We start from the raw sequence: 11,864 nt of genomic DNA, 5'->3' as shown, positions 1-11,864 counted from the left end.
CTGATTATGGCTATGACCTGGCCGCCGGGCGGCGAGGCCGTTCGAGCGTCTCGATGTGCCAGATCATGACCGACCGACAGGTCGATAAGACAGGAGAAACGCTGGTGGATGGAGAATTTCGCTCGCTCGTCGACATGTTGGAAGCTGCGCAGGACGAGCTCACGATCAAAGGTGCCATGAAGCGCTTCGCACGGTCCTGCGGCTACGAACGGTTTGCCTATCTTCAAAAGGAAGGCGCCCAGATCAAGACCTTCAACACCTATCCAAAGCCTTGGGAACGCATCTATCTCTCGGCCGACTACTCCAATATCGATCCAGTGGTGACGCAGGCGAAACGGAAAGGCGATATATTTTTTTGGACGGCGGACGATTGGAGACCACGCGGCTCGTCTGAGCTCAGAAGGTTCCGCGATGGGTCCATCGAGCATGGGATCCGTTGCGGTGTGACTATTCCAGTGGAAGGCAGCTACGGCACTTCAATGATGCTGACCTTCGCGTCCTCCGAAAGAAAAGTGGACCAACCGGTTGCCTTTGACCCGAAGAGGGCAGTGCAATTGGTGATGATGATCCACTACCGGCTAAAGATGATCGGAGGCAAGACCGCACTCAATCCAAAGCAGGCGTTGTCGCCTCGTGAAATGGACTGCTTGATCTGGGCGGCCAAGGGGAAGAATACACTCACAACAGCCAATCTGGTCGGCATTGCCTTCCGAACTGTCCAGCATCATCTCGATAAAGCCCGTGGGAAACTCGGCGCTGAGTCGGTGCCACAACTCGTGGCGATCGCCAAGGATCGGGGTTTGCTGCCTCCTAGCTAGCCTTCATCATCGACCGGTACGTCCGGCACGAAACCAAGTGCGTCGAGCATATCCGAAAGCTCATCCTGCTGAGCTGCGGCCCTTTTCTGGCGCGCGAAATGCTCTTCCTGAAGGGTCACCAAGACCGAGTTGGCGATTGAAGGATCCTCGCTTGCGCGTATCCATTCCTCGTAAACCTCCTGGTCGGCAGCGAGGAGACGGCGATGTTCGCGAATGGCGGACACGGTGAGTTCCTCCAACTCCGCCTTATCCATCAAATCGTATCGAGGTTTCGTCTGATCTCCTTCGGCTTGCGAGGAGCCCGCATCTTGCATTTCTTTTCCTTCCCAGATCGATGGATTGGCACGACCGCTCCATATTCGCGTTCGCGTCTCTTGTCTCCTATGTCAGACGATCCTCTTGAAGAGTAAACATCTGATCATCCGGCAATATCACAGGCTTGGACGAATCGGAACTATAGTTCCTAGAACAATAGTTCCGATTCTGGTTCCGCTGACGTCATGGATCTCAACGAGGTCATGGCGAGCAATTTGCGTCGAATACGTCATGGCAAGAAACTGACGCAGGAGGAGCTGGCCCATCGCACAGGCCTAAGCACACGCCATATCGGCGCCATCGAGCGCGCCGAGATGTCGGCGACCCTCACGGTTCTTGGCCAGATCTCTGAAGCGCTAGATGTCGACCCAAGGGAGTTCCTGGCGAAAACAAGCCCGACCTGACGGTATCGACGCTTATCAGATTCCGGATCGCCAACCCGTCGTAAAGTTTAGCGCATTCATCATCTCGAAACTGTTGCACCACTGAACACCGAGATCCTTGCAAACGTCGGGAATGCGGCGATTTGCGCGCTTCGCGCTCGGCTTCGACGCCTCGACCGTCACGACGGTTCGATCAGCAGGCTGCGCCATCGCATAGGCAATCAGAAAGGGATCCCGACCGATCTCGATGACTTCCGCGTCGTTCAAATCCGGCGCGTATTTTTCGATGACGGCCTGCACCAGCGCCGGATCGACATCTTCATCGAGCCTGAGGCTGTCGTAGTTGTCACCCTCGCCCAACCATCGACCGATCTCCGAACCCTCGGTGATTTCCTCGAGGATCTCGACGGGAATTTTGATCTGGCCGGTATTCCCCATATGAACCAGCCAATCCCAGAATTCCGGAAACCGGCCGATCGGGTAGTACAGATTGTGGGCGGTGATGAGAACGTTCGCGTCGAGGAGATGCACGGCTTCTCCTTACGCCGCGCTATCTGTAAGGGAATAAACGTTGCTGGCCCTGACACCGAGGATCGCAGCTGCCTTGGAAGGAGACAACGCGCCCTCCGCCAGCATTCGCTTGGAGAGTTCGACGAGCCGATTGCCGAGCTTGTGGCGCTTGACCGTATAGTAACTTGGCCCGCCCTCGTTTTCCCGGGCGCGATCGCGCTGCGCGGCTCGGTTTCTCAGCCACTGCTGGCGGAACAGCGTCGTCACCGTGGACCAGGTTTCCTGGTCGATGATGCCTTCGCGATAGAGTTTGTAGGCGACCATGGAATGGCTGACTTGGCGAGCTTCCGCGATCGCGGAAATCCGCCCCATAACCTGCTCCTGCGACGCACCGAAGAGGGAAGGCTCCTGCGCAATTTCTGCCGTAGGCAGTAGGATGCGCCCGGCAACATCGTTGCAGAACGTCTCGATCGCGCTCGCCGGCCGTCCGCCGCTGACGCCGGTTTGGCCCAGCCAGATATGTGCGAGCTCGTGCAGAAGCGTGAATGACCACGCCTGCTCGCTGTCCTGATCGTTAATCACGACGAAAGGGGCAATAGGATCGGCGAACGCAAACCCCCTGAAGAGTTCGACATTCAGCGTGCTGTGATGACTGCCGAGATTGCCGATAAGGAGCACGAAGACGCCAGCCGCTTCAGCGCGTTCGCGAAGATAGGCGAACCCTTTGGGCGTTCCCCGGCCGTTACCGTGCCGGAACGTCTGCAAGTCGAACGCCAGGCGCGTCCGGATCGCCGTTGCCAAAGCCTCGGCCCCTTGCCCTTGGTCGAACGAGCCAACGAAATCGAGTGGGGTGGCCTCGTCCTCGGTTTCGAGCACGGCTCTGACCATTTCCTGACGTGCGCGAACTTCACGCAGCAGCGTATCGACCAATGCCGCATCGCGCTTTGCAAACTCGGCCGGCAAGGTGCGAAAATCCTCGCCGCGCGCGGCCACCGAAGGCGGCTCTGCCAAATAGAAGGTCAACAGGGGCCTGCGATATTGCGCAGCCATTTTCAAAAGCATCGGCCGCGTCGGCTCGCTATCCCCCGCCTCAAGCATGGCCAGGCGATCGCTGCCCGCTACACCGCGAGCCTCGCCAAGACCGACTTTCTCAGCGGCATCCTCGAGATTGAGTCCCGCGGTTTCGCGGGCCCAACGAAGGATCGATGGATTGACCTTAGGCACTCTTTTCCCCTGTTCGAAGCAGGCGATACTCGGATTGATATGATCATGCAATCATTACGAAAGATATAGGAACTGCGGACCCATGGACGAGGATACCACTTTCCGATGGCGCTCTTCCTCTTGAAGAAAGCCGTTTCACCCAGCGCAGTGCGCCTATTTTTGCCCACCGATCCGCGACAGATCGATCCGCATCCCTGCGGCACCGACTTCCCTCCCGTCCAGGGGTTCGGCATCGATCGGTGGAGGCTCTTCCACATTCACAGTATCGGTCTCCTTGCCGACGGTCCGATCGCGCTGATTTGCGATAGCGCCGCCCGGATCCTCCGCCTGAAAGACACTCACGCCCTCGAACTCGCCGGTCTTCCAGGCATAGACGGCATCCTCGAAGATCTGGGGGAAGACATCGTCGCTCTTCGGATTGCCGTACCACTTGGCGACAATCCGCAAGACTTTGGCAAACATGGCCGTCCCCTTGCGGAGGTTTTCGCAAGCATCGACGAGATCTGGCTTCAGATCAGCCGCGTCCTTCACGCCGACGCCAGCCGGAAACTGCGTCAGGCCGACACGCACCACTGCCTGGCCGACATACTGCCGGATGATCGCCATTGCCTCGTCAGGCGATGTCGCCTTCGGGACGAGGATCAAGCGGCCACCCGATTTGACAGTGACGGCAAGTGGGTCATTCGAGCCTGCAGCGGTCACGAACTGCGCTACGATCGCGGGCTTCAGCGAATGGTCGGCGCATTGTTGAATTAGAGCAGCATCGAGCATTGCGGGCTCCTTGGAACTCATGTGTTGAAGGAAAAAATGATGGGTTTGTCGAACAGACGCGCCCAGGCTTGCGTGCTCGCGCGCTGGATAGCCACGATGGATGTGCCCTTGGTCCACCAGCCATTGCCGACGGCGACGATGACGTCCGGACCGTGCAGCATGGATTGGAGAATGGGCCAGACAATCAGTTGCTCGTAGCAGATAAGGGGTGCTGCCCGACTGTCGGCAACGGCCACGACCGGATTGGCGAAGAAGTGCGCCCCCGCGCCGCCGCTCTCACCAAGCAAGGGACGCCAAGGTTGCCACATCGAGCCTGGCACAGGCATGCGCTCGCGATAAAGGAGCCGAGCCCCGTCGCCTGAGATGGCGATCAGAACGTTATCGTATCCGCCCGCACCGACAACTGCGGCGCCGGCGATAATGGAGATGTCAGTGCCCTGCAGAGACTTTACCCAGAGCCGCCCGACGGTCGGAGTCCAGAAGCCCAGAGCGCTTTCGGGAAGAACAATGGTGCGGGTGCCGCCGGATGCCCGATCCGTCACCGTGGCAATCAGATCACGGTGACGCTCAATGCTGGCGTCGCGCCCCAGCGACGCGCCCATTTGGAGGTCGACCCCTTGCCAGGATTCCGGTAGGTTCGGTTCGTCCCAAGTTGCGGCGGACCACATCCAAAAGCCTACCAGGACAATCGCGACAGCCGGCCACATGCGGGTTACGAGGCCCATGATCCCGGCTGTCGCAGCAACCAGCCCCCACCATCCCCATCCCGGAAACAGCACGCCCGCGGCGGTGATCGGATGAGCCCAGCCGGTGATGCCGAATGGCGGAACGGCCATCAGAACCGCTGCCAGGAGATAGCGGCGCGGACGAGCACCCGTCTTCTTCGTCCAGAGGACGGTATGCACGATGACGAAGCCGGCGGACGCACAGAGCCAAAGCAATAATCCCGGCCAGAGGTCGGAGGAATAGAAGGTCGCAACGCCCTGCGGCAATCCCCGGGAAGCGGCCAGGAAATAGCCGGCTGAGACAACCGCGGCTGTCAGCCTCGTTCGCGCAAACGCCCAGAGGACCGGAAATGTGAAAGCGACCGGAAGAAGGAGTATGTAGCCACTCCACGCAAGTGTTCCGGCGACGATGGATGCGGCAATCAACAGCGTTGCCCGCACCTTGTCATGGCGCATAGGTGAGAACCTCTTGCGCAAGACCGAGGATACCGGAAGCGGGCAGGGGACCGAAATAGCGGGAGTCATAGGAGCCAGCGAATGGTGAGTGGAGAAAGAGGCTTCCCGCCGGCACGACGCCGCCGGCAAACGGCGTCATTGGCCGACCTTTGCCGTCCCACTCTGCCAGCCTCGAAAAGGGAAGCTTTCGCCCGTCGACCGTCACGTGGGCGCCGATTTCAACACTCTGGCCGGCGATGGCAATGACCGTTTTGATGAGAGGCGCGACGCCGCCAGGGCAGGTGCCGACACGGAGATAGCCGCGCTCTCGCGCCTCGCGCATGACAGGCGTTTGCGGAGGGCAGATGAACACGAGATCGCCGGTCGACGCCGGCCGGTCAAGCGCCACGATACGCCAGAGGCCGATCGGTTCACTCGGTGTCAGGTTGATGCGATATCCGCCCACGATTGCGGCAGCAACGCCGCCGCCAACGATGGACGCCGCCAAGGCTAAGAGCACGACAGCATGCGCCCTTTGAGCGCGGCGCGTCCCAAACGCAAACGCGGATGTCTTCATTTGAGCGAGAGCCCCTGGCTCTTGGCCTGACGCAGCGTCTCCGCTTGCTTCAGCGCCTCGGTCGTGCGCTCGCGCGCGACGAGTTGCTGCACCGTCCGCATCGAATTCCACGCCGATTGCACCTCCGCTTTCTGTACGGCCGTCATTCCCGAAGTGACGGTGTTGAAGGTCTGCCCACTCGGGTCCTTCGCAGCAAGCGACAGGAAGGTTCGCTCGCCGAACCGCTCCGATACGGCCTTGGCGAAACCTTCCAGTTCCGCCTTCACCATTTTGTCGGCGAGCGCAAATTCGAGGCCGGCGGGCAGATCGTTCCGGTCGATCGCGTCGCGAACGCGTTCCAATGTTTGTTTTGCGTTTGGCGACAGTGCGGGAATGTCGATCGAGACCTTCAAGCGGGCAGCACGTTCTTCGACCTCGAACTTACGTTCCGCCTCCGCCCGCTGGCGCAGATAGCGCTCCAAGTTGCGGGCAAGCGCCGGCGCATTCGTTTGTGCCTTTTCTCGCTCCTGCTTGTGAGAGCGGCTGGCGAGGATCCCGGTCTTGCCCTTGAGCGCGCCGAAGCTTTCGGGCTCCGACCCGAGCTTGGTCAACGTGGATTTCGCAACGGTCTCGTCCTTCAGCATCGCGTCGACATTGATTGCCTTGAAGGCGCTTTCCGGCTGCGCGTAGACGATGTGGAAGCGGGTCGAGACCTCCTCCCATTGCTTCTTCAAGCCTGGATCGGCGGCGACCTTGTCCTCGATCGCCTGGTCGACCGATTTGGCGAAGGTTGTGATGCCCGAGACCATCGGCTTTGCCTCCTTGGTACTGTTTTGGGTTGGGGACTGCGCGGCGCCGCGGACGAGCCCGAGCTTGCCGGCGACGGCGGCGAGGCGGGCGCCGAGATTGGCAAGTTTTTGCTTTTGGCTGACGACCCATTCCAGCCGGTCGCGAAGCAGAGTTCGGGCGACGTTGACGAGATTGAGACCGCGGGCTTCGGCAAAACGAAGCGCCTGACGGTAGAAGTCACTTTTCTTGTAATCGAGAGTCGTTTCCTTCGCGTTCCGCCGCGACAGGATCGGGATCAACCCGCCGTTCTTGGCGAAGGATCTGCGACCGTAATAGACGGCCAAGTCCTCACGATGACGGGTCATGGCGACATAGGTGAGATGGCGGTCCAGCGAAAGCGAAGCGAGCACTTTCACCCGGTCGACGGTCGCGCCCTGGCTCTTGTGGATGGTCGTGGCATAACCGTGGTCGAGGTTGTTGTAGAAGCGCTGTTCGACCAGCACCTGGCGGACATTCTCCCCATCGCCGATCAGCGCGGTGATCCGTCCCGGCTTCGCTTCGACGACCTTGGCCAGCATGCCGTTCTTGACGCCCAGTGATCCCTCGTTCTTGAGGAAAATGATCTGGTCGCCGACGGCGAAGTTGCGTTCACCGTCCGCGGTCTTGAACATGGTTCCCTGATCGAGAACCCCGCGTTCAATGAGTTTGATGCGCGCCATCTGGTTGAGCATGCGCACGTCCCGGCGCAGATGAGCGAGGATCAGCGACGTCTTCGCCGGATCGTAATCGCGGTCCCAGGCGGTGATCAGGTTGTCGACGGCCTCGGCCTTGAGATCCGATCCTATTATCTTGCCGTTGGCGCGGTAGGCATCGACCGCCCTGCCGACCTTGCCACGCGCGAGATCGAGCGAGGCATCGCGCATCCATTGCTGGCGCTGGCGATAGATGGTTTCGAGCTCCGCATAGCCGATGCGATCGGCAATGGCGCGGAAGGCAGCACCTGCCTCGATCGGTTGGAGTTGCTCGGGATCGCCGACGAGAACGAGCTTGGCGCCGGCCTTCGTCACCGCTTCGACGAACAGCGCCATCTGCCGCGACGACACCATGCCGGCTTCATCAAGGACGAAAACCGTCTTGCTATCGAACTGATCACGGCCTTGGTTCCATCGGAGCTCCCAGGACGCAAGCGTTCGAGAGATGATGCCCGCTTCTTTCTCCAGACCCTCGGCGGCCTTGCCGGCAAGTGCTGCACCGACAACACGATAGCCTGCCGCTTCCCAGGCCTCGCGCGCGGCCTTCATCATCGTCGTCTTGCCGGCGCCGGCGCGGCCGATCACGGCGGCGATCCGCTCGGGTCCGGCCACATGCTCGATCGCCGTCTTCTGCTCATCCGACAGACGCTCATGGCGCGCAAATGTCGCGGCCAACACTGCGTCGCGAACGCCATGTGACGACCGCTGGGACAGCCAGACCGCTCGATTGGCCATCTCGGATTCGATCCGGATCATGTCGCGCGTCGTATACTTGGCCGGCACTCGGATACCGCTGGCAAGGTCGATCCGCTCGCGCTCGATGCGGAAGGTTTCAGGGTGGAGGATGATCCGAACCATCAGGGTTTGGAACAGCCCCGCGTCATCGACGTAGCGGTGAAGGATCTTGGCGACGTCACGCTCGTCGAAGACGCTCTTTTCGCGCATGATCAGGTCTAGGACAAGTTTGGGGCTCCGCTCGATCCGTCTCGCATTCTCGGCCCTTCGTGCGTCCTGCAATTCGAGGCGCTCGAGCTCGATCGGCTTTGAAGCAAGGTCGGATTTTCGCTCGATCGCCTTGGTCCCAACACCAAGATGGATAGTCGGTTCGAGATCGATCCCTTGCTTTTCGAAGGACCGTCCGTCGACGCGAAGGTCGAGGCCGGCAAGCGCCAGATGCCGATTCTGGCAGGCGAACCAGCCATCGCGAAAGGCGTTGAAATCGTAGATGCTGCCGGCCCAGAGCTCGTAGACGATCTTGCCGGTGTCGTTGCGGATAAGGTTGCCGTCCGGTCCAAGCACCGCGACCTTCTTGGCGCCAAAACCGTCCTCGGTCAGCGGCCGCAAGGTTGTCATCAGATGCACATGCGGATTGCCCGGTGCGTCGTGATAAACCCAGTCCGCTACCATCCCCTTCGACGTGATGTGCCGCTCGACGAAATCCCGCACCAGCGCGATGTTCTGCTCGGCGGTCAACTCGATCGGCAGGGCGATCGTCACATCCTTGGCGAGCTGCGCATCCGAGCGCTTCTCGAAATCTTCGACCATGTTCCAGAAGGCTTCGGACACGCCCGAAACCGAGCGGTCTGATATCATCTTGCGCAGCCATTCCGGCGCATCGGCGGGGATGACGAACTCTTCATGCAGCAATCCCTGCTTGCGCGTGTAGTCGATTATCCGCGCCTCGCGCTCGAACTCCATTTTGGCGCAGTGCCGGTAAGCCGCCGATAGCACGGCGCTGCGGCCGGAGCCACGGGCGACGACGCTGACGGAGAAATGGGGGACGGCCACGGCGGAATTCTTTCCCGATTGCGAACGAAATCAACAGGTTCGTCGAGAGCGGCAGACCGCCAGGGGCCTTGAGCAAGGGCGTCGCGTCAGCGACGTATAATTGCGCCCTTCGGATCCGCTCCTTCGGAACGGCCGGGATCATTCACCAAAGCATCGCCGCTGGCGATTGCATGATCCACCTAGTGCGTCCCGCACCGCGATCGGAAAGACTGAGCTCCGTATCACGCGCATTCTCACCAAGGAGACATCGGGAAATGAAGAAGCCATCCTCAAAGATCCGAGACGAAATCGCCAAGCTGCAGGAGCAGCTCAAGGCCGCCGAGACCCGTGAGGCGGAGCGCATCGGCCGGATCGCGCTCAAAGCCGGCCTCGGCGAGATTGAAGTCGACGAGACAGAGCTGCAGGCGGCCTTCGAGGAACTGGCGACACGGTTTCGCGGAGGAAAGGCCGCTACGACCGGAGGGAAGAAGGGGGGGAACGCGGGAGAAAGCAGCACATCGCCCACGCAGAACGCGTCTGGCGCTGCTGCGGGCGGGACTGCTGAGGCTTGAACGGATGGCGCGCGCGACAACATCCGATGCCCGCAAGAAGGACACGCGGGAGAAAATCGAGCTTGGAGGCTTGATCGTCAAAGCCGGTCTTCGCTTCGAGAAGCGGGCGCTTCTGCTGGGCGCGCTGATCGAGTTACGCCAGCGCCTTAGAACCGACGAGATGGAACGTTCGCGGCTGATGGCGATCGGCGCAGAGGCCTTCGGGAAAGCCGATGAATAGGACCATGCTCTTCATCGCCCCAGCCGCACTGATGATCGGGGTCACCATCGGATTGACCGGGATCGAACACTGGCTGTCCGGTTTCGGAAAGACGGATGCCGCACGGCAGATGCTCGGCCGAGCCGGCATCGCTCTGCCCTATGTCACCGCGGCGCTCGCCGGGATCATCTTCCTGTTTGCGAGCGCCGGCGCGATCAAAATCAAGACAGCAGGTTGGGGCGCCGTCGCCGGCGGTGTGGCGACGATCCTGATCGCCGCAATTCGCGAAACGATCAGGTTGTCTGCACTCGCAGACAATGTTTCGGCGGGTAAGTCCATTCTCTCCTATGTCGATCCGGCAACCATGATCGGAGCGGGGGCGGCGGCGATGGCTTCATGCTTTGCTCTGCGTGTCGCGTTTGCCGGCAATGCGGCATTCGCCAGCGCCGAGCCAAAGCGCATCCGCGGCAAGCGGGCGCTGCATGGCGAGGCCGAGTGGATGAAGCTGCCGGAAGCGGCAAACCTGTTTTCGGATACCGGCGGTATTGTCATTGGCGAACGATATCGCGTCGACAAGGACAGCACCGCGGCGCGCTCGTTTCGGGCCGACGACCCGGACACATGGGGCGCCGGCGGCAAGTCGCCGCTGCTTTGCTTCGACGGATCCTTCGGTTCGTCGCACGGCATTGTGTTCGCCGGCTCCGGTGGCTTCAAAACGACGTCGGTGACGATACCGACGGCGCTCAAATGGGGCGGCTCGCTGATCGTGCTCGATCCGTCGAACGAAGTGGCCCCGATGGTCTCGGCCCACCGGACGAGCGCGAACCGGGACCTGTTCGTCCTTGACCCCAAAAACCCGGCGACAGGCTTCAATGCGCTTGACTGGATCGGGCAATTCGGCGGCACCAAGGAAGAGGATATCGCGTCCGTCGCCTCATGGATCATGAGCGATAGCGGCGGCACGCGCGGTGTGCGCGATGATTTCTTCCGGGCTTCGGCATTGCAGTTGCTGACGGCGATGATCGCCGACGTTTGCCTGTCGGGCCATACGGAGAAGGAAAGCCAGACGCTTCGCCAGGTTCGCGCCAATCTTTCTGAACCGGAGCCGCAGTTGCGCCAACGTCTGCAGGAAATCTACGACAATTCGGACTCGGATTTCGTGAAGGAGAATGTCGCGGCTTTCGTGAACATGACGCCGGAAACCTTCTCCGGCGTCTACGCCAATGCGATCAAAGAAACCCACTGGCTGTCGTATCCAAACTATGCCGCGCTGGTTTCGAGCAAGACGTTTTCGACGGGCGATCTTGCCGATGGCAACACGGACGTGTTCATCAATATCGATCTGAAAACACTGGAGACGCATGCGGGCCTGGCGCGCGTCATCATCGGCTCGTTCCTCAACGCGATCTACAATCGCGATGGCTTGATGAAGGGCAGGGCGCTCTTTCTCCTCGATGAGGTGGCGAGGCTCGGCTACATGCGGATCCTGGAAACCGCTCGAGACGCCGGCCGAAAGTACGGCATCACTCTCATCATGATCTACCAGTCCATCGGGCAGATGCGCGAAACCTATGGCGGTCGTGATGCCGCCAGCAAATGGTTCGAGAGCGCGAGCTGGATCAGTTTCGCGGCGATCAACGATCCGGAAACCGCGGACTACATCTCGCGTCGCTGCGGCATGACGACGGTCGAGATCGACCAAATCAGCCGCAGTTCCCAAGCGAGAGGATCGTCGCGCACGCGATCGAAGCAACTCGCGGCTCGACCGTTGATCCAGCCACATGAGGTGCTGCGCATGCGCGCGGACGAGCAGATCGTCTTCACGGCGGGCAACGCGCCGCTCAGGTGCGGCCGCGCGATCTGGTTTCGGCGCGACGATATGAAAGCTTGTGTTGGCACGAACAGGTTTCACAGGCTCGGAAACACGCCTGGCCCCTCTCGGATCGAGCCGGCGCGCAGCGCAGCGAGCAAGGCCGATCCGGAACAATGAAGAGTATTGGAGAAATCAGCATAGCGGCCACCCAGGGGGTGGGATTTCGGGATTTCTC

Annotated in this window: 12 protein-coding genes; 5 read left to right on the top strand and 7 right to left on the bottom strand. The window is 60.7% G+C overall.

What is annotated here, in order from left to right; translation table 11 throughout:
- Window positions 1-104 precede the first annotated feature (104 nt).
- Entirely contained in the window at window positions 105-818 is a 714-nt protein-coding gene (locus FHT75_RS29680) for an autoinducer binding domain-containing protein (protein WP_183845418.1), read from the top strand.
- On the opposite strand, the gene FHT75_RS29675 is transcribed toward FHT75_RS29680, so the two are convergent.
- Entirely contained in the window at window positions 815-1,132 is a 318-nt protein-coding gene (locus tag FHT75_RS29675) for a transcriptional repressor TraM (RefSeq protein ID WP_183845381.1), read from the bottom strand. The two genes, FHT75_RS29680 and FHT75_RS29675, sit on opposite strands and share 4 nt — an antisense overlap.
- 186 nt (window positions 1,133-1,318) lie before the next feature.
- Here FHT75_RS29675 and FHT75_RS29670 point away from each other — a divergent pair, with 186 nt between their 5' ends.
- Window positions 1,319-1,537 carry a helix-turn-helix domain-containing protein gene (locus tag FHT75_RS29670; RefSeq protein WP_025582042.1) on the top strand — a complete coding sequence of 73 codons (219 nt, stop codon included), beginning with the start codon at window positions 1,319-1,321 and terminating at the stop codon, window positions 1,535-1,537.
- A gap of 15 nt (window positions 1,538-1,552) precedes the next feature.
- Here the strand turns inward: FHT75_RS29670 and FHT75_RS29665 are convergent, their stop codons facing one another.
- The 6 genes from FHT75_RS29665 to traA form a co-directional block, all read right to left on the bottom strand.
- The gene (locus FHT75_RS29665; RefSeq protein WP_183845380.1) at window positions 1,553-2,047 is read right to left on the bottom strand and encodes a DUF4411 family protein; all 495 of its coding nucleotides are present in this window, start codon (window positions 2,045-2,047) and stop codon (window positions 1,553-1,555) included.
- A gap of 9 nt (window positions 2,048-2,056) precedes the next feature.
- The gene (locus FHT75_RS29660; protein ID WP_183845379.1) at window positions 2,057-3,250 is read right to left on the bottom strand and encodes an ImmA/IrrE family metallo-endopeptidase; all 1,194 of its coding nucleotides are present in this window, start codon (window positions 3,248-3,250) and stop codon (window positions 2,057-2,059) included.
- Window positions 3,251-3,403: 153 nt separating this feature from the next.
- Window positions 3,404-4,021 (bottom strand): TraH family protein, encoded by a 618-nt coding sequence (locus FHT75_RS29655; protein WP_183845378.1) that lies wholly within the window; start codon window positions 4,019-4,021, stop codon window positions 3,404-3,406.
- Window positions 4,022-4,038: 17 nt separating this feature from the next.
- Complete coding sequence (locus FHT75_RS29650) at window positions 4,039-5,202, bottom strand: conjugal transfer protein TraB (RefSeq protein ID WP_183845377.1); 1,164 nt, start codon at window positions 5,200-5,202, stop codon at window positions 4,039-4,041.
- Window positions 5,192-5,758: a conjugative transfer signal peptidase TraF gene (gene traF / locus FHT75_RS29645; RefSeq protein WP_183845376.1), complete on the bottom strand. Its 567-nt coding sequence runs from the start codon at window positions 5,756-5,758 to the stop codon at window positions 5,192-5,194. Before traF ends, FHT75_RS29650 begins: the two co-directional genes overlap by 11 nt.
- Window positions 5,755-9,066, bottom strand: a complete 3,312-nt coding sequence (gene traA, locus FHT75_RS29640) for a Ti-type conjugative transfer relaxase TraA (protein WP_183845375.1) — start codon at window positions 9,064-9,066, stop codon at window positions 5,755-5,757. Before traA ends, traF begins: the two co-directional genes overlap by 4 nt.
- Before the next feature lie 254 nt (window positions 9,067-9,320).
- Here traA and traC point away from each other — a divergent pair, with 254 nt between their 5' ends.
- Genes traC through traG form a run of 3 tightly spaced genes read left to right on the top strand, consistent with a single transcriptional unit; the run spans window position 9,321 to window position 11,806 of the window.
- Window positions 9,321-9,617 (top strand): conjugal transfer protein TraC, encoded by a 297-nt coding sequence (gene traC / locus FHT75_RS29635; RefSeq protein WP_183845374.1) that lies wholly within the window; start codon window positions 9,321-9,323, stop codon window positions 9,615-9,617.
- A gap of 4 nt (window positions 9,618-9,621) precedes the next feature.
- Window positions 9,622-9,837, top strand: a complete 216-nt coding sequence (gene traD / locus FHT75_RS29630; RefSeq protein WP_183845373.1) for a type IV conjugative transfer system coupling protein TraD — start codon at window positions 9,622-9,624, stop codon at window positions 9,835-9,837.
- Window positions 9,830-11,806, top strand: a complete 1,977-nt coding sequence (traG, locus tag FHT75_RS29625) for a Ti-type conjugative transfer system protein TraG (RefSeq protein WP_183845372.1) — start codon at window positions 9,830-9,832, stop codon at window positions 11,804-11,806. Before traD ends, traG begins: the two co-directional genes overlap by 8 nt.
- Window positions 11,807-11,864: the final 58 nt, after the last annotated feature.

The sequence above is a fragment of the Rhizobium sp. BK112 genome, assembly GCF_014193215.1.
Taxonomy (GTDB): Bacteria; Pseudomonadota; Alphaproteobacteria; order Rhizobiales; family Rhizobiaceae; genus Rhizobium; species Rhizobium anhuiense.
Note: the sequence above shows the minus strand (reverse complement) of the source record. Positions and strands in the feature narration are given on the sequence as shown.